Source organism: Synechococcus sp. PROS-7-1, from assembly GCF_014279795.1.
GTDB lineage: Bacteria > Cyanobacteriota > Cyanobacteriia > PCC-6307 > Cyanobiaceae > Synechococcus_C.
The window spans coordinates 609,020-625,096 of the sequence record NZ_CP047945.1 but is presented as its reverse complement, the minus strand read 5'-3'; the positions used below and the strand labels follow the sequence as shown (position 1 = coordinate 625,096).

The window sequence follows — 16,077 nt, the reverse complement described above, 5'->3', positions numbered from 1 at the left end:
GATCAGAATCAGAGCGCCGCAGCACCAGGAGCAGCCCAGGCAGGCGCAGGAGCAACGCTGGCCTCTGCGGATGCCTGCTCAACGTCTTTCGTTACGACGGTGGGTGTGCTGGCCTCTTCATGGGCTGAATTGGTCACCGTGACACAGCTGGGAGCGAACAAAAAGATGCTCTCGCCGACGCGTTCCTGATGGCCATCAATAGCGAAGGTGCCACCTGCCACGAAATCCACCGCACGCTGGGCTTGATCAGGCTCCATCATCGTGAGGTTGAGAATCACGGTCTTGCGCTCACGCAGGGCCTGAATCGCACGGGGCATCTCATCGAAGCTTCTGGGCTCCATCAGTGAGACTTCAGCCGCACTGGAGCTGATTCCGGGCATTCCGATCACATTGGAACCCGAGAATCCTTGGTCCATTTCAAAAGGATTGGCAGCATCCAGGGGAGCGAGGGCACTGGATGCCGACGCCATGGCCTGAGGGCTGTCCTCGTGCTCCCCCGCGTCATAGTCGAGGTCGTCGTAATCGCCGTCGAGATAGTCATCTCCTGCGACAACAGCACGAAGGCGAGAAATCAGCGACACCGGGAAACTGCAGAACCTTGACCCTGAATAGCGCTCCATGGAGTTGTGAGCAAGCGTGTCCAGATTGATTGACGCGTCATGTTGGGGATTGACGAGGACCGAACAGCACAGAACCCAGGCGCACCCAGGTCGCCCCTGCAGCGGCGGCCTCGCGCCAATCTCCACTCATCCCCATCGAGCAATGCTGAAGGCCGAGGAGATCAGCCAGATCACGGCACTCTCTGAACAGCGCACTGCGGTCTTCGGCCGCAACTCCCATTGGGGCCATCGTCATCAGCCCAGAGATCTGAAGGCCCTGCAGCGCCTGAAGCTCAGGCCAAGCATCCTTCAGGGCGTCAATCTCCCAGCCCCCCTTGGCTGGATCGTCCCGCAGCTTCACCTGGAGAAGCGCAGTGGGCAGTTGTTGTTCTTCAAGGGCAATGCGCGAGGTGCGCTGCGCCAGGGCAAGAGAATCGATGGAGTGGATCCAGCTGAAGGCTTTCACCACGGCTCGCACTTTGTTGGCCTGGAGACGACCGATGAAGTGCCAACGAATCTGGGCAAGATCACGCAAAGCCTCTTGCTTTGGAAGAGCCTCCTGCACACGACTTTCGCCGAAATCCAACTGACCGCATGCCACCAGATCTCGAATCGCATCGGCCGGATGCCCCTTGCTGACGGCCAAGAGATTCACCCCACTTGGCAACACCGACGACAGCTGCTGCCAGCGGCTCTGGATGGACGTCACCGGTGCGGCCCCCTCAAGCGATTCAGATGAAGGTCTGATCGAACAATTGCTTCCAACTTTCAAGGTCTGCGGCCCCTTCCCGGCGGCGCCTTGCCAGATTCAGTTCCGCATGATGACGGGCATCCAGATAGGGGATCACCTCAAACTGAGCACCTCGCGGTTGCAACGTGACCAGAAAAAACATTCTCTGCGCGTAGAGCGTTGCATAGACATCACGGCCATCTCCGGCCGGGGTCACCCTGTAGAGCATCCCGAACGTGGGGTGATTCAGATAACCCTCAGCGCTCACCGGACTCACTTGCATTGATTAAAGGGCACCGTACCTGCCACGCAGACCGATCACCAGAAGCAGTGCCACCGCAGACAACCAATTGAGAGTGCGCTGGCCTGCGGCAGCGGACACGGACACCGGCCGAAAAGCCTCCGCCGGCAACCAGACGCCACCACGTGCCAGAAGCGCCTCGGCGCCCTGTTCGGCGCGCAGCAGGATGTTGGCCAACAGCCGTTCCCCCACGGCAAGCACGAGACCAAAAGACGCCTTGAAGCCGAGACGACGGAGATTCACAGCACGGCTCGCCAGGGAGCGAAGCAAGTTCTGCAACTCCTCCTGAACCAGTGGCAGAAACCGCAGAGCGAGCAAGAGCTGAAAACTGAGCCTGTCCATCGGCACCCCCAGCCAAGCGAGCGGAGTCAGCCACCAACGCAGAGCCCACATCAGATCTTCACTCGGGGTCGAGAGCAGCATGAGATTCACGCTGTGGACCACCGTCACAATCAGCGTTGCGCTGTTCAAGCCGAGTTCGGCTGATCGCCGGTCCACCACCAGTGGACCGAGCTGGAGCGGTCCAACCTGGAGGGGACCAAGGCGCAGCAATTCCCATGACGGTGCCTGCAGCAGGAGTCCGGGCACCTCACCGGCGGAGCGCAAACTCAGCGAGGCCCCTGGGTCTCCGGTGGGCAGCAACATGGCCAACAAACCGATGCCACATCCCAGCGCTGAAAGGAAGAGCAGGGATCGCCACCACAGTCTCGGCGGCAAACCGCTCAACCCAGTGACCAGAAGCAGCCCGATCACCAGGCCGACCCTCCAGATCGGCCCCGCGAGCACAGGGGTCAGCAGGAACATCAGCACCCAGGCAAATTTGAGCCTGGGATCAAGACAACGCAGCCATCCCTCCTGCCCATCCACATATTGCCCAATCGGTATCTGCCGCAGCCAGTCCATGCCCCTCAGCCCTGGCGGTTCTGCTGACGGGCGAGGTCACGTTCGGCATCGCGCTGCTGCTTGCCGCGCCAGAACAGCTTCAGCGGGGTGCCATCAAAGCCGAGACCCTCTCGAATTTGTCGCTCCACGTAGCGGCGATAAGTATCACCAAACAACTTGGGTTCGTTCACGAACAACGTGAAGCTGGGGGGACGGCTGGCGACCTGAGTGCCGTAGTAAAGGCGGCCCTGGCGCCCGCCCCGGGTGGTGGGAGGGCTGCGCCAGCTCAAGGCCTCTTTCAGCACCTCATTCACCACAGACGTGCTGACCCTTCGGCGGTGCTGCTCCACAGCCAGAGCAGCCAACGCAAAGATGCTGTCCACTCGTTGGCCTGTCAGCGCTGAGGTGAACAGCATGGGAGCCCAATCCAAGAAGTAGAGCTTGGCTCTGAGCTCCTTCTCCATGGCCGGCATGGTGTGACTGTCCTTCTCCACGGCATCCCATTTGTTCACCACCACCACACAGGCACGCCCGTCTTCCTCGATACGACCAGCAAGCCGTTGATCCTGCTCTGTGACGCCGTCCAGAGCATCGATGACAAGGACGCAAACATCACTGCGCTCGATCGCTTTGAAGCTGCGGTTGATCCCAAAGAATTCAGGGCCGTAACTGACGCTGCGACGGCGACGAATACCTGCTGTGTCGACCAGACGCCAAGGCCTGTTCTCGCGCACCAGACTGGTATCGATGGTGTCGCGGGTCGTCCCGCGGATCGGGCTCACGATCGCCCGTTGCTCACCACAGATGGCATTCAGCAAGCTCGACTTGCCCACATTCGGGCGGCCGATGATGGCGAGCTGGATCGGCTCCTCGCTGTCACCCTCCTCGGACTTCGGTGGCAGGTAGGAAAGGACCTGATCCAGCAGCTCAGCGGTCCCAGCGCCGTGAATCGCAGAGATCGGGTAGGGCTCTCCGAGGCCAAGGCTCCAGAACTCAGCGGCCATCGCCAGTCCCTGCTCCGGAGACTCGCACTTATTCACGGCGAGCAGAGCAGGGCAACGCTGGCCGCGCAGAAATTCGGCGATGGCCTCATCCGAGGCTGTCACCCCCTGCTGACCATCAACAATCACCAGGGCAACACTGGCCTCCTCCAGAGCAAGAGCAGCTTGCTCGCGGATCTCAGGCAGGAACTCACTGTCGTCATCAAAGACCAGCCCGCCGGTGTCAACCACCTTGAATTCCCTGTCACTCCAGTAGCCGTCCTGATAGGTGCGGTCACGGGTAACGCCGGGCTGATCGTGCACGATCGCCTCTCTGCTGTGGCAGAGACGGTTCACCAGCGTGGACTTGCCAACGTTGGGTCGCCCGATAATCGCGACGACGGGACGCGCCAAGTCAGACCGATGCAAACACTGTCTTGACAGTACAGAGGCACCCTGACGAAGCCCGCAGATGCCGGAGGAATGGGAATTCTTTCCAAGGAAGACTAATGAGACTCAAATAAGACAGCTAGCGGTGGTGCAGTGCCGCCGCTGTCACACCACCATGCTGGACCTCATCGCCACCCTCGTGGTGGACCTCTCCGACCAGAAGCTCACCGTCCTGGACACGCAGGACAACATCGTGCGGGTGATCCCAGTGAGCACGGGGAAAGCCTCCACACCCACGCCCACTGGCCACGCCTCGGTGATCACGAAATACCGCTCCGTCACCATGCGCGGGCGCAATTACGTGGCACCAGGGGTTCCCTACGCCATGTGCATCACCGCCAACGAACTGATCTGCATGCATGGCGCCCCCTGGCAAGAGGATGCCGGCCAGTCCTTTGGCGTGCCCCGCAGCAACGGCTGCGTGCGCATGCCCACGGCCCAGGCTCGATGGCTCTTTGAGAACACCCGCAAAGGGACGAAGGTGATCATTCAGGGATGAGCCCACTCATCCCGAGGATTCCACAAGGCAATCAGCCAACAGGGGCATCCCCCGGATGCCCCTGCACGGGGTTCTCCGGGGGATCGCGCAGTTCGGGAAGAGGACCAGCCGAAGTCAGCTCGTCTCCCTGATCGGCGAGCCAGGCCAACAACCAACTCACGACTGTCGCTCGTCGCGTTCTGCGGGGGTAGAGCTCACCAATGCGATAGCCAGCGAAGTGCAGCTGCTCCTTGAGCAGCTGCTTGTGTTCTCGCGGAATCGATCGGGTCAAGGCCACTGACGCCGGCCGAGTGGCCACGACCTCAGGAGCTTCGGGAAATGCATCGCGCCAGGCCTCAGGCGTTTGAGGCCCGGCCAACCAGGGACCTCCACCTCCTGACTGCTGCCGATAGCCCAGACGCTCCCAGACCAGCTCAGCAACCAATCGGTCGCTGAGACGATCCGCAAGCACGGCATCCAGAAGCGGTCGGCTCAAAGGCCAGGACAGGGACTCCATGGTTTTGAGCCTAAAACCCCCAAAAAGACTGGAGCCGATCACCCTGGCGACTCCTTAAAGAGTCCATTACCTTCGAGGGATGTATGTGTTCGACACCTCCCTCGAGGACTCCACGACCCTTCATGGGACCGCGCATCTTCAGAGGCTGGTCTTCCGCCTGCCCCGAGAGGTGATGAAAGCGGCCAAGCGCGATCACGCCCGCCTGCTGGCAGCGCGTGATTCAGAGCAAGTCGCCAGCACGCCCTGGAACGAGGAGGGGCTTGTCACCTTCAGCTTCAGTGCCGCCAACGGGAGCAGCGCGCCTGTGTTCTCCGACCGCCGCGATCACCCTCTGAGCCGCAGCGCCGTTCAGCGCATTCGCATGGGAAGCAGGGTGAGGCTCTCCATCCGTCAGGTGCGACGGCGCCATCCCCGTCCTGGCAGCCGACTGCAGGTGCTCAAAGTGCAGGTACTCGACCTGGACGCAATTCCGAAAGGAGGCCCAGCTAGCCCTCACAGCATCCAGAGTGTGAGCCTCCAGCTTCCCCTCGACCTCATGCAGGAAGTGGAACGACTGGCGACGCAGGAGGACTGGTCGACGCAAGCTTGGTTGCGCAATGCGATCGAGTCCCAGGCGCGTCGCAGCCGTCAACGGCTGGGGCTGGATGAGTCGGTTGCCTGAACCAATCGTCTGCGCTGATTGGCCAGAATGAAAAGGATTAGGTCACGTTCGATGCCCCCGAACCTGCATTCGGATTTGCATCTGAGCGGCCGTAGCCAGTGTCGTGTTCTCACAAGCAGAGTGCTGCAGTCACCGCTTGCAGGCGTCAGCGACAAAATTTTCCGGGCCCTGGTGCGCCGTTGGAGCCGTGATGCACTGCTCTTCACCGAAATGGTTAATGCCACCAGCCTCGAGCTCGGCCATGGCCGCGGAAAGGTGGAGGAACTCCAGCAGGAAGCCGGGCCCATCGGCGTGCAACTCTTTGACCACAGGCCTGAGTCGATGGCTGATGCAGCGCGGCGGGCTGAAGCTGCCGGTGCTTTTCTGATCGACATCAATATGGGCTGCCCGGTGCGCAAGATCGCCCGAAAGGGCGGAGGCAGCGGCCTGATTCGTGATCCCGACCTGGCCTGCTCAATCGTGGAGGCCGTGGTTGCCGCCGTCGGCATCCCCGTCACCGTGAAGACCCGCCTTGGGTGGTGCAGTGATCCCCAGGGCGCAGACAGCCACGCCGCGGCCATGGCCTGGTGCCGCAGGCTCGAAGCCGCCGGGGCTCAGTTGCTCACCCTGCACGGCCGCACCCGGGAACAGCGGTTCAGCGGTCGCGCCGACTGGGAGGCAATCGCAGCCGTGAAACGCACCCTGAGGATTCCTGTGATCGCCAACGGCGATGTGTTCAGCCCAGAGGATGCCCGGGAGTGCCTTGGCGTCACCGGCGCTGATGGTGTGATGGTCGGCCGGGGAACCATGGGTGCTCCCTGGCTGGTCGGTCAGATCGACGCCGCACTGAAAGGGTTGCCGGTCCCCCCCACACCCGGAGCGAGTGAACGACTGATGCTCGCTGCAGATCAGCTCCAAGCCCTCGTGGCCGAACGCGGCGATCACGGTCTGCTGATCGCCAGGAAACACATGAGCTGGACCTGCACAGGATTCAGTGGAGCCTCCCAGTTTCGCCAGCAACTGATGCGAGCCCCCACTCCAGATCAAGCCCTCAGCTTGCTGCGCCGGCAGCAGGAGCAGCTGGCATGAGCTGGCTACCGCTGCTGGCCCTGATCTGGCCAGCCTGGCTAAGCCGAACTCCGGAGCAACTGAGCCCGATCTGGCGCAGGCGAAGCCTGATTGTTCTGATTGGTTTCTTCACCCTGCGCTATCTGCTCTGGCGGGTCAGCGCAAGCCTGAATCTGAGCACCCCACTGAGCACAACCCTGAGCCTTCTGCTGCTGGCAGCCGAAGGCTGGCTGCTGCTCAGCGGGATGGTGCCGCTGGTGCTCGCTTGGCGTCGCTTCCCCGACCGCCGTCCAGCCATGCATCAGCTGCGGGAGCAATGGCGGCAAAGCCCCTGGACCCCAACGGTGGACATCCTCGTGCCCACCTACGGCGAACCGATCAATGTTCTGGAACGAACGCTGATCGGCTGTTGCGACCAGACCTACCCCCACACCCGTGTGTGGGTCCTGGATGACAGCGGACGCCAGGAGGTGAAGTCCCTGGCCTCACGCCAAGGCTGCACCTATGTGCATCGATCGGTCCGCACCTCCGCCAAAGCGGGGAATCTGAACCATGGTCTACGCCGGTGCCGCGGGGAACTCGTGGCCGTCTTCGACGCCGATTTCATCCCACAGACCACCTTTCTCGAGAACAGCATCGGCTTTCTTTTGGATCCCAAGGTGGGGCTTTTGCAGACACCCCAAACCTTCATCAACGCCGATCCCGTGATGCGGAATCTGGGGATGGAGCGCTGGTTGCTTTCGGACGAGGAAAGCTTTTACCGCTGGATTGAACCGGTGCGTGACGGCTGGGGAGCGGTGGTCTGCGCTGGTACGGCATTCCTGGCCCGCCGCTCTGCGCTGGACTCCGTGGGTGGGTTTGTGGAAAAAGCGATCTCAGAGGATTTCGTTACCGGAATCAACCTCCGGCGCAAGGGCTGGAGCCTCCTCTATCTGCAACAAAAGCTGAGTGCCGGTCTGGCCGCAGAAACCATGGCGGACTTCGTGCGCCAGCGGCAGCGCTGGGCAAGCGGCACATTGCAGAGCCTGCGGCTACCGGAAGGGCCTCTGCGCGGAGGCGGCCTGTCGCCCTGGCAGCGGGTGGCGTATCTCGAGGGCGTTGTGCACTGGATCAACAACCTGCCACGTCTGGTGCTGATGCTCATGCCCCTGAGCTACGGACTGCTTGGGACCGTGCCGATCCTGATCACCGCGGATGATGCCGTCAGGCTGCTGTTCCCCCTCTGGGCGACGCTTTTGATGGGGGTGGGCTGGTTGAACCGAGGATCGCGCACCGCGTTCTTGAGCGAACTCACGGGCTGGGTTCTCACCGTTCCGCTGACCATGACCGTGCTGGCCAATTTGATAGGACGCGTCGGGGGGTTCAGGGTGACTCCGAAACACCAGCGGCGCGACCGGGGCAGCTGGAGCTTGCAACTCTCGCTACCCCTGTTGGCCTTGCTGGCCCTCAACCTGTTCAATCTCTACGGTCTGCTCAAACCGCAAAGTGCTCTGGATTCCGCCGCGTTCGACGGTCGCCCCCTAGGGCTTCTGTGGGCTGTGCTCAACCTGCTGAGCCTCGTCATCGCTCTGCGCGCCTGCTGGGATCCCCCGTCTCAGGATCCATCACCCTGGCAGGCCATCGAAACCTCGGCATGGCTTCAAGACGACGGAGGTCATCGTTATGCCTGCACCCTCAAGGCCATCAGTGAAAGCGGAGCAGAGCTGCAACTGCACGCAGAAACAACACCCCTCGTGGCCAGCACCAGTCTTGGCTGGTGCAAAGAGGTCCCCCCCTTGCCGGTGCAACTGGAGATGGCCAGAGGACTGCAATTGGCGGTTCGCTGGGGCCCCTTGAGCGCCATGCAGCGCAAGCAGCTGATCCGCTGGCTGTTCTGCCGTCCAAACTGCTGGCGCGATCGCATGGCCCCTCCGGAGTGGAAAGCCCTTGGAGCCCTGCTCAAAAGGCTGCTCATGGCACCATCGAGACGCCCTTTTCAGCGCTGCCTAATGCAGCAGGCTGAAGTCAACGAGTCCGGCAGTCGTGTTGGTTGAAACGCGGTTTTAGCTCAACAGAAGGTCGCGGGTACCGCTGATCGACTGCGTGGCCAGGAGCAAAGCCACCAACACGTTCACCAGCACATGCATCCGGCGCAGCCAAAGCCGTGCAGCAATTTCCCTCTGCACAGCCATGGTGAGCAGCAACAGCGCCAGAAGGAGCAGTCCACCCCAAGTATGGGAGTGCCAGATCATGGCCTCCCCGAATGCCGCGCCAGCAGCTGGGAGGGGTTGCAGAGCAATCAACAGAAGCATCAGCCAGCAGCCCCAGGCACCGATCAGCCGTGGCACCAAGCGCCTGGTGCGCAACAGAACCACAAATGAACCAGCAGCCACAAAGGCAGCAACAGCCGTCGTGCTCCAGAGGGCCACACTCGCCTGCCCCGAAGCCAAGGCATGGGTGAACGCGAGCAAGACGGCCACCAGCAACCCACCGGTGGCCCAACGGCCGTGCTCCGCATGCTCAACGGGAACCGTGGCAGCGATGGGATTGAGCTGAAGCCGCCGCTCCCTGGCCAAGATGCCAAGGCGGATGGTGGCACCGATCACGGGATACACAAACAAAATGATCAGCACTGGATGCGCCAGCGCCAGCCACTGCAAAGGAGTCAGCAAAAGAAGGGATTCGTTCAGGGCAACACCTGGGGCCAGGACTGTCGGATGAGCAGAAGTGAAAAATAGGGTTTCGTGTCCTCAGATACCTCGGCAGCGCGGGCAATCCACTGGTCAGGCCAACCCACCCGCTGGGCAAACAAAGCCTGATCGAGAAGGTTCCGCCGTTGCAGAACGGTGCGGACCCAGGGCCAGCGCTGTCCCACTTTGATCAGGCCGAGCACGGTTTGGTTCTCTTCAGCCACCTGGAGAAGGGTCTCCAGTGGACGAATGGAATCAGGACAAGGACGCATGAGAAAGCCTTCCTGTTGAAAAGCCAGGGGAAGATCCAAGCCCAGCGCGGGTGCGGCAGCTGCAGCAGCACACACCGCAGGAATCCCGGGAATCAGCCTGAAAGGAAGATCAGGATGACGCTCACGCAGGGCCAGCTGCACGTAACTGCCTGTCGCGAACAGGGAAACATCGCCCTCACAGAGAAGAACGACTTTGAAACCCTCCCCGACTAGCTGAGCCAGCTGATCGGCAGCACTGCGCCATGCATCAACGCGGGGGCTCGCTTCCGCCACCATCGGGAACAGCAGCGGCAACCGCTGCTGTTCAGGCTTCAGCCAACGTTCGGCAATGGTGAGCGCCATCCCTGTGCCTCCCTCCCGGCCGATGGGATGAGCCACCACATCCGCCTGCTCCAAAGCCCGCACAGCAGCAATCGTGAGCAACTCCGGATCTCCGGGGCCTACACCCACAAGCGTGAGGGAAGTCGACGATGGCCCTGAAGAATTGAGCAACGTTGGGAAGAAGGCAGCAACCGGTCCAGCATGCTGAAACAACGCCACCGAGAACACCCCAGACAGGACTCGAAGCCATGAGTGAGCTCAGCATCTACTCCGAGCAAGGAGGCGAGCCAGTCTTCAGCACGGACGATCCGGCTCGCATCCAACAAGAACTAAGCCTGCGGGGCATCGCTTTTGATCGCTGCGTGAGCAGGGCGAAGCTTGCGCATGATGCCGATCAGAGCACCATTCTCTCGGCCTATGCCGTAGAGATTCAACAGATCCAGGCCCTCGGCGATTACCCCACGGTTGATGCCATCCGGATGCAGCCGGATCATCCAGATCGAGACGCCTTACGCCAGAAATTCCTAAGCGAACACACCCATGCTGAAGACGAGGTGCGCCTGTTCGTGGAAGGACGCGGCCTGTTTTGTCTGCATATCAAAAGCGAAGTGCTTCAGGTGACGTGCGAAACCAACGATTGGATCAGCGTGCCTGCTGGAACCCGGCACTGGTTTGACATGGGCGAAAAGCCTTGTTTCTGCGCAGTTCGTTTTTTCAACAACCCCAACGGCTGGGTCGCCAACTTCACAGGCGATCCAATCGCCGAACGGCATCCAATGCTCTAAGGCACGGAAGCCAACGCACTCAAAAGTTTTGCTCTTAAACGAGCACTGCTGCAAGGCAACATCGCCCGCGGGTTTCTTGGTTTCTCTTGCTCCGCGTTAGGCGGCAAGCAGCAAACGGGCGTCTACTGAAGACCTCAGCACTTTGCCTCGGCGGCCGCAAACACCATCAACAGCGGGCTGATCGCTGATCAACCAGGCTGCCTCCAGATCGGCACATCGACTGATCAAATCGCGCACCAATGGGTTGGCTTTCAAGCCATCCCACTGCTCGTCGGTCGTGCCGTTGCGCAGCGCTTGCAGAGAGTCGGCAACAGCCGTTACGGGGTCAGACACCTGGCAACCAACAGTAATTGGGTCAATCCTAGAACTGCCACGCGACCACTGGCGCATCTCTTCAGACTTCTTTTGGACTCGCGTGGCGAAACGTTTCCGGGCGAGCGCCCTCATCTTTTGAGGGGCTGGAGACAGCAGCGCCTGCTAAGCCCTCCACAACGAAGCGCCCAATGGGCCCTAAAAGACTTCACAATCACGACACCGATCAACAACAATCTTCATTTCTCGCAAGGCTGAAGCGTTGTTGGTTCATAGGCCTTTACAAGGTAATGACTTATTGACAATCACTCGTTTCAACGGCGCAGCCGAGGAATGATGTTCATAACAAAGGGGCATAGGAGATTCCATGGCTCGTCGTCGCACCCTTCCAAGACCAGGAACCGAGAGCACTCAGAATGTCTACGAACTGCTGATTGCAATCGGAGTTTTCATCACTTTTGCGGGCATCTTCAGCACGAGCTACATGGCACTTCTAGAAGGAGCTAGAGCGCCCTTTCAGGCCTGGATCACGGGCAGCACATTTTTCTAGCCCTCGCCAAAGCGAAAGGACTTTGGATGAATTTAGGACCGAGTTGATGTCCTAAACGTATGTGGCATTCCTTGGCATTGCATGGGCATACCAAGCCACAGAATCCGCGTCATGAATTTCTGATGAAACATCACTGGGATCGGTGTACCAAGTAAGAGCCCCACTCGACCCATCAACAGCTCGATAAATAGGAATCAGACCGTCTGCATCGTTCGCATCATCGAAAACATGGAAGTCATAACCCTGCAGGTCATAGCGGCCATTCGTTGCCCACTCAGCCTGCTCAGAGGGATCGATGGTCCAAACGGTTTGACCAGTCACACGATCCTGGAAACGCCATGTCGCCGTGGCATTGGCTGTTTGCAATGAACTCAGGAATAGAGGATCCGGATCTCCATAGGAAGAACTTTCAGCCTGAAGCTCAGTCCACTCCTGCGGTAGGGCTGAGAGGTATTGCTCACTGGATGCAGCGTCGGCAAAGGCATACACCGGCAAACCCTGCTGATGCGTGACCAGACGGCTCACCACATCGGCATGGAGACTGGTGAACCAGATGTTGGCGTCAGGCCCCTGGGCCATGCGGTGCATCACCCGCTTGCCAATATCGGGAAGTGCTTTTGTGGATTGCTCGATACGACCAGCTTCATCCACGGCCAGCTCAACGAGTGCCTGTTCTTGATACTGAAACCAAACTGTGTGTGGGGCTACACCCAGAACACCTCCCGCTCCCTTGGAGAGGGTTTGAGGATAAGCCTTGAAGGATTCTGTTTCAGGGTCAAAGCGGGCTATTCCACCCAGACTTTGTTGAGTACCTGTTACCGAGCTGCTGTTATCACCTTCGATCGTGACCCAGATGTAACCCAAGGGCCCCTGAAAAACATTAATCGGACGTGTATTGTCAGTTTCAAAGCCCTCAATTTTAAAAAGACTTAGCTGATTTTGTTCGTCAATCCGACCGATTTCACTGGTTTGCAGATTAACAAACCAGGCATTACCTTTGTCATCAAATTCGATATTGATAGGCGCACTGGCAGCTGGCTTAACGAGCTCGTGATCGTAATTCGGGGCTATCAGCGATCGTGTCTCCAACACAAACTGTCGATGCTCACCACTCTTTGGATCAACCCAACCAAGCACATCAGATGTTCGCCCCGTATACCAGAGCCTGTCCTGGCGATCGATCGCAAACCCATGAGGGCCAACAACCCCTTCTGAAGCTGGATCATCAAAAGCCACGCTGTAGGTTTTCAGAATCGATCCATCCGCTTTGCTGAGCTCCACCAACTGATCGAAGTTTTCAAGAGTGACGTACCAACGTCCATCACTGCTGAAACGAAGGCCATGGGGTCTTGAGCCTTGAGGCAAATCGAACAACTCCACCCGTCCATCCAAAGTGAATCGACCGGCTCGGTCATGCATTCGCTGTGTGAAATACACCATCCCGTCAGGGCCGGCATAAATCTCATGGGTGTCGTAATTGTCGTCCTCCGGAAGATGAACGGAGTAGTCAGTCACAAGGCCTGGGTCCCGACGGGTGACGTCGCGGAGATAACGGCGAAAGTCTCGAAACGTCCAAACAGCTCCATCGCCAACTTCAGCAGGAGTCAGCGGCTGAAAAGCCCCTGATTCTCGTTCCGAACCATGCCCAGCTGATCCGCTCATTATCAGAAATTCGGTGCCAGGAAGCTATCAGTTCTCAAGCAGGACGCACTGCATCAAGCGATCACACCAACGGAATGCATGCGCACGTCCTCAGGGCAGCTCAAATCCCCTCTCAGGGCATCAACCTCTGCCGCTGCAAGCTGCTCCAGCCTGGGAATGATCACATCACGCGAATAGCGCTGCTCACACAGCACCCAATAGAGACCGAAGTGACGCGCTTCACTCTTTAACAGGCCGCCGTAGAGCTCTCTCAGCCCCGGGTCCGGACTGTTTTGGGCCAGCAATGCCATGCGTTCGTGGCTTCGGGCCTCAATCAAGCCTGCGATCAGGAAAGAATCCAGCATGCGCTCGGGCTCCCCCCGTCGAACCTGCTTGGCCAGAAGGGCTCCGTAGGCAGGTGAACGGAGCGGTTCGAGGTAGCGCCCCCTGGACTTGAGCAGCCCAAGCACCTGCTCAAAATGCTCAAGCTCTTCCCGCGCCAAAGGGCTAAGGACTTCGCCCAGACCCGGTTCACAGAGATAACGGAACATCAACTGAACCGCCGATCCCGCTGCCTTGCGCTCGCAGTGGGCATGGTCGATCAACACCTCCATGGGCCTGGCGTTGGCCTGCTCAACCCAGCACTCGCTGGTGGGAGCTGCCAACCAGCGGATCGAGGCAATCTCTGGGCCTGAGCGGCCCAGCGTTGAACTGGCGAGGGTCATGCCTTCATTCCTCTGAGATGGTTCACCAAGCCGTCAAAAGCCATGTCGTAACTGAAGGCGCCGAAACCACTCACCACGCCCAGGGCACAGTCGGCGAGATGGGAGTGGTGACGGAAGGTCTCGCGGGCATGGATATTGCTCAAATGAACTTCCACAAACGGGATCGCAACCCCCAGAAGAGCATCGCGCAGGGCGATAGAGGTGTGGGTATAGGCACCCGCATTGATCAGGATTCCGTCCACCGAGCCCATCGCCTGATGGACCCGTTCCACCAGAGCACCCTCAAAATTGCTTTGAAACGTTTCGAGGTGCACCTCGGCCGCGGTGGCCCGATCACTCAAGCGCGTTTCAATGTCATGGAGCGTCTGGTGCCCGTAAAGACCAGGTTCCCGCTGCCCCAGAAGATTGATGTTGGGGCCGTTGAGTAGCAGCAGACGCATCACCCGCAGGAACGCTGGCCCCTGATCGTATCGACCACCCCAGTCATGTGAGCTGGTAAGTTCTTCCGGTGTGGTTCGGGTCGGTGCCCGAGTGGTTAATGGGGGCGGACTGTAAATCCGCTGGCTCTGCCTACGTTGGTTCAAATCCAACCCGGCCCATCCACCACATGCCCTTGTAGCTCAGCGGTAGAGCACTCCCTTGGTAAGGGAGAGGTCTCGAGTTCAAGTCTCGACAAGGGCTTCTATCTCCTCTCCGGGCACCGAGGAGAACACAACAGCTGATTGCGGGCCCAGCGCCTGATCACCGACATCGATCGCTCCGGCACCCCAAAGAACGTTTGCCACGTTCTTTGGGCACGTGAGGCGGCGGCGGCGACTGCGGTTGATCAGCACCGACACAGTGGGACTGCGGCGAGACCGCCCCAACAAACCGTCCTCACCCTGCACGCACCAAGTCCAGCCGTCCGCGATAGGGCCAGCCAGCGATTGCCTCAGCCCGAACAGATCCTTCACCATCTGCCGGAGGTCCTCAGGGACAGGTCCCGACCAGGGATAGGCCTCACGGCACGCTGGCTCTGGACCTCCGCTTAAACCCACCTCCGTGCCGTAGTAGAGGCAGGGTGCTCCAGGTTGGAGGCACAACAGGAGCAACGCCAGTCGCAGTGCTTTGGCGTCACCCCGCAGGGTGTGTAGAGCCCTGGGAACGTCGTGACTGTCGAGCAGGTTGAGTTGGCTGCGGTTCACCTCAGGGGAATACCAACCCAAGGTCTGGTTCACGCAGGCGATCCAACCCTCCCCATCCAGACGGTTAAGCGGATACATCGGATTGCGATAACCCGGCCTCAACCTGGCACCAGCAGCCCAGCACAAGCTGCTCCAGCCCAGGCGGTAATTCATCACGCCATCAAACTGATCGCCCTGCAACCAGGGGCGGGCGTCTCCCCAGATCTCTCCAACAATCCATGCGTTCGGATTGACGTCCTTCACCATGCGGCGGAAATCGACCCAGAACGCATGGGGAACCTCATCCGGAACATCCAAGCGCCACCCATCGATACCGCGTTCAAGCCAGTGCCGCCCCGCCGTCAGCAGGTGGTCACGAACCGCTGGATTGGCATGGTTGAACTTGGGTAGCGCCGGATCATTCCACCAGCAGCTGTACCCGCACGACTGCCCCTTACGGGGGTAGGGGATCAGGGGCCACTGATGCACCGTGAACCAGTCCCGGTAGGGGGACGATGGGCCGTTCTCCAGCAGATGGTGAAAAGCCCAGAAGCCGCGGCCGCAGTGATTGAACACACCATCGAGGATGAGGCGCATGCCGCGGCCATGCAGCGCTCTGATCAAGGCATCCAGAGCAGCATCCCCCCCCAGTAGAGGATCCACCTGGAAATAGTCGTAGGCGTGATAGCGGTGATTGGCGGCGGAACTGAACACAGGGGTGAGATACAGACAGGTGACACCCAGCTCCTGCAGGTGATCGAGAGCATCGATCACGCCATGGAGATCACCCCCCTGAAACCCCTGCTGCTGAGGGCTGGTGCCCCAGGGCTGCAAGACGAGGCTGGATTGCGCCTTCACCCTTCCGCTGCGCCGAAATCGATCAGGAAAAACCTGATAAACCACGGCTTCAGTCACCCAAGCGGGTGTGCTCGCCGTTGAGACATCCCGAAGCATGGTCTTTGCAGCCGGGCATCACCACCGCTAGCACTTAAAA

Annotated in this window: 19 protein-coding genes and 2 tRNA genes; 8 read left to right on the top strand and 13 right to left on the bottom strand. The window is 59.9% G+C overall.

Annotated features, from left to right (window positions below; genetic code table 11):
* Positions 1 to 8: 8 nt before the first annotated feature.
* The 5 genes from SynPROS71_RS03215 to der all read right to left on the bottom strand — a co-directional run bounded on the left by SynPROS71_RS03215 (position 9) and on the right by der (position 3,906).
* On the bottom strand, positions 9 to 581 hold the full coding sequence (locus SynPROS71_RS03215) for a cell division protein SepF (RefSeq protein WP_186596571.1): 573 nt from the start codon (positions 579 to 581) through the stop codon (positions 9 to 11).
* Positions 582 to 657: 76 nt separating this feature from the next.
* Positions 658 to 1,308, bottom strand: a complete 651-nt coding sequence (locus tag SynPROS71_RS03210; protein ID WP_186596569.1) for a YggS family pyridoxal phosphate-dependent enzyme — start codon at positions 1,306 to 1,308, stop codon at positions 658 to 660.
* Between the two features lie 22 nt (positions 1,309 to 1,330).
* Positions 1,331 to 1,597: a PipX family protein gene (locus tag SynPROS71_RS03205; RefSeq protein WP_186585799.1), complete on the bottom strand. Its 267-nt coding sequence runs from the start codon at positions 1,595 to 1,597 to the stop codon at positions 1,331 to 1,333.
* Between the two features lie 18 nt (positions 1,598 to 1,615).
* Positions 1,616 to 2,533, bottom strand: coding sequence for an energy-coupling factor transporter transmembrane protein EcfT (locus tag SynPROS71_RS03200; RefSeq protein ID WP_186596567.1), 918 nt, complete (start codon positions 2,531 to 2,533; stop codon positions 1,616 to 1,618).
* A 5-nt stretch (positions 2,534 to 2,538) separates the two neighbouring features.
* Positions 2,539 to 3,906 (bottom strand): ribosome biogenesis GTPase Der, encoded by a 1,368-nt coding sequence (gene der, locus SynPROS71_RS03195; RefSeq protein ID WP_186596565.1) that lies wholly within the window; start codon positions 3,904 to 3,906, stop codon positions 2,539 to 2,541.
* Positions 3,907 to 4,057: 151 nt separating this feature from the next.
* Here der and SynPROS71_RS03190 point away from each other — a divergent pair, with 151 nt between their 5' ends.
* Entirely contained in the window at positions 4,058 to 4,441 is a 384-nt protein-coding gene (locus tag SynPROS71_RS03190; protein ID WP_186596563.1) for a L,D-transpeptidase, read from the top strand.
* A 31-nt stretch (positions 4,442 to 4,472) separates the two neighbouring features.
* Here the strand turns inward: SynPROS71_RS03190 and SynPROS71_RS03185 are convergent, their stop codons facing one another.
* Entirely contained in the window at positions 4,473 to 4,937 is a 465-nt protein-coding gene (locus SynPROS71_RS03185) for a DUF1823 family protein (protein WP_186596561.1), read from the bottom strand.
* Positions 4,938 to 5,016: 79 nt separating this feature from the next.
* Here SynPROS71_RS03185 and SynPROS71_RS03180 point away from each other — a divergent pair, with 79 nt between their 5' ends.
* From SynPROS71_RS03180 to SynPROS71_RS03170, 3 genes are read left to right on the top strand one after another with little or no spacing between them, the layout of a single operon-like run.
* Complete coding sequence (locus SynPROS71_RS03180) at positions 5,017 to 5,598, top strand: hypothetical protein (RefSeq protein ID WP_186596559.1); 582 nt, start codon at positions 5,017 to 5,019, stop codon at positions 5,596 to 5,598.
* A 51-nt stretch (positions 5,599 to 5,649) separates the two neighbouring features.
* The gene (dusB, locus tag SynPROS71_RS03175; protein WP_186596558.1) at positions 5,650 to 6,666 is read left to right on the top strand and encodes a tRNA dihydrouridine synthase DusB; all 1,017 of its coding nucleotides are present in this window, start codon (positions 5,650 to 5,652) and stop codon (positions 6,664 to 6,666) included.
* Complete coding sequence (locus SynPROS71_RS03170; RefSeq protein WP_186596556.1) at positions 6,663 to 8,678, top strand: glycosyltransferase; 2,016 nt, start codon at positions 6,663 to 6,665, stop codon at positions 8,676 to 8,678. The genes dusB and SynPROS71_RS03170 overlap by 4 nt, the downstream gene beginning before the upstream one ends.
* Positions 8,679 to 8,687: 9 nt before the next feature.
* On the opposite strand, the gene SynPROS71_RS03165 is transcribed toward SynPROS71_RS03170, so the two are convergent.
* Together SynPROS71_RS03165 and SynPROS71_RS03160 are read right to left on the bottom strand one after the other, a co-directional pair.
* Complete coding sequence (locus SynPROS71_RS03165) at positions 8,688 to 9,296, bottom strand: DUF4079 family protein (protein WP_186596554.1); 609 nt, start codon at positions 9,294 to 9,296, stop codon at positions 8,688 to 8,690.
* Positions 9,297 to 9,310: 14 nt separating this feature from the next.
* Positions 9,311 to 10,036, bottom strand: a complete 726-nt coding sequence (locus tag SynPROS71_RS03160) for a precorrin-2 C(20)-methyltransferase (protein ID WP_186597836.1) — start codon at positions 10,034 to 10,036, stop codon at positions 9,311 to 9,313.
* Positions 10,037 to 10,155: 119 nt separating this feature from the next.
* On the opposite strand from SynPROS71_RS03160, the gene SynPROS71_RS03155 reads away from it, so the two are divergent.
* On the top strand, positions 10,156 to 10,692 hold the full coding sequence (locus tag SynPROS71_RS03155; protein WP_186596552.1) for an acireductone dioxygenase: 537 nt from the start codon (positions 10,156 to 10,158) through the stop codon (positions 10,690 to 10,692).
* Positions 10,693 to 10,788: 96 nt separating this feature from the next.
* On the opposite strand, the gene SynPROS71_RS03150 is transcribed toward SynPROS71_RS03155, so the two are convergent.
* Complete coding sequence (locus tag SynPROS71_RS03150; protein WP_186596550.1) at positions 10,789 to 11,025, bottom strand: hypothetical protein; 237 nt, start codon at positions 11,023 to 11,025, stop codon at positions 10,789 to 10,791.
* A 346-nt stretch (positions 11,026 to 11,371) separates the two neighbouring features.
* Between SynPROS71_RS03150 and SynPROS71_RS03145 the strand changes: the two genes are divergently transcribed.
* Complete coding sequence (locus SynPROS71_RS03145) at positions 11,372 to 11,554, top strand: hypothetical protein (protein WP_186596548.1); 183 nt, start codon at positions 11,372 to 11,374, stop codon at positions 11,552 to 11,554.
* Positions 11,555 to 11,605: 51 nt separating this feature from the next.
* On the opposite strand, the gene SynPROS71_RS03140 is transcribed toward SynPROS71_RS03145, so the two are convergent.
* The 3 genes from SynPROS71_RS03140 to aroQ all read right to left on the bottom strand — a co-directional run bounded on the left by SynPROS71_RS03140 (position 11,606) and on the right by aroQ (position 14,360).
* On the bottom strand, positions 11,606 to 12,934 hold the full coding sequence (locus tag SynPROS71_RS03140; RefSeq protein WP_186596546.1) for a hypothetical protein: 1,329 nt from the start codon (positions 12,932 to 12,934) through the stop codon (positions 11,606 to 11,608).
* A gap of 335 nt (positions 12,935 to 13,269) precedes the next feature.
* The gene (locus SynPROS71_RS03135; protein ID WP_186596544.1) at positions 13,270 to 13,920 is read right to left on the bottom strand and encodes a tRNA-(ms[2]io[6]A)-hydroxylase; all 651 of its coding nucleotides are present in this window, start codon (positions 13,918 to 13,920) and stop codon (positions 13,270 to 13,272) included.
* Positions 13,917 to 14,360 (bottom strand): type II 3-dehydroquinate dehydratase, encoded by a 444-nt coding sequence (aroQ, locus tag SynPROS71_RS03130; RefSeq protein ID WP_186596542.1) that lies wholly within the window; start codon positions 14,358 to 14,360, stop codon positions 13,917 to 13,919. The genes SynPROS71_RS03135 and aroQ overlap by 4 nt, the downstream gene beginning before the upstream one ends.
* Before the next feature lie 77 nt (positions 14,361 to 14,437).
* Here aroQ and SynPROS71_RS03125 point away from each other — a divergent pair.
* Positions 14,438 to 14,519, top strand: a tRNA-Tyr gene (locus SynPROS71_RS03125).
* Positions 14,520 to 14,529: 10 nt separating this feature from the next.
* Positions 14,530 to 14,601, top strand: a tRNA-Thr gene (locus tag SynPROS71_RS03120).
* Here the strand turns inward: SynPROS71_RS03120 and SynPROS71_RS03115 are convergent.
* Positions 14,583 to 16,037: a glycoside hydrolase family 13 protein gene (locus SynPROS71_RS03115; RefSeq protein ID WP_186596540.1), complete on the bottom strand. Its 1,455-nt coding sequence runs from the start codon at positions 16,035 to 16,037 to the stop codon at positions 14,583 to 14,585. The two genes, SynPROS71_RS03120 and SynPROS71_RS03115, sit on opposite strands and share 19 nt — an antisense overlap.
* Positions 16,038 to 16,077 lie beyond the last annotated feature (40 nt).

Bases quoted from the DNA above. Each gene is read 5' to 3' on its own strand.
- dusB (WP_186596558.1), top strand. From the start codon at position 5,650: ATGCCCCCGAACCTGCATTCGGATTTGCATCTGAGCGGCCGTAGCCAG.
- SynPROS71_RS03155 (WP_186596552.1), top strand. From the start codon at position 10,156: ATGAGTGAGCTCAGCATCTACTCCGAGCAAGGAGGCGAGCCAGTCTTC.
- SynPROS71_RS03190 (WP_186596563.1), top strand. From the start codon at position 4,058: ATGCTGGACCTCATCGCCACCCTCGTGGTGGACCTCTCCGACCAGAAG.
- SynPROS71_RS03180 (WP_186596559.1), top strand. From the start codon at position 5,017: ATGTATGTGTTCGACACCTCCCTCGAGGACTCCACGACCCTTCATGGG.
- SynPROS71_RS03185 (WP_186596561.1), bottom strand. From the start codon at position 4,937: ATGGAGTCCCTGTCCTGGCCTTTGAGCCGACCGCTTCTGGATGCCGTG.
- SynPROS71_RS03145 (WP_186596548.1), top strand. From the start codon at position 11,372: ATGGCTCGTCGTCGCACCCTTCCAAGACCAGGAACCGAGAGCACTCAG.
- aroQ (WP_186596542.1), bottom strand. From the start codon at position 14,360: ATGCGTCTGCTGCTACTCAACGGCCCCAACATCAATCTTCTGGGGCAG.
- SynPROS71_RS03135 (WP_186596544.1), bottom strand. From the start codon at position 13,920: ATGACCCTCGCCAGTTCAACGCTGGGCCGCTCAGGCCCAGAGATTGCC.
- SynPROS71_RS03170 (WP_186596556.1), top strand. From the start codon at position 6,663: ATGAGCTGGCTACCGCTGCTGGCCCTGATCTGGCCAGCCTGGCTAAGC.
- SynPROS71_RS03115 (WP_186596540.1), bottom strand. From the start codon at position 16,037: ATGCTTCGGGATGTCTCAACGGCGAGCACACCCGCTTGGGTGACTGAA.
- SynPROS71_RS03200 (WP_186596567.1), bottom strand. From the start codon at position 2,533: ATGGACTGGCTGCGGCAGATACCGATTGGGCAATATGTGGATGGGCAG.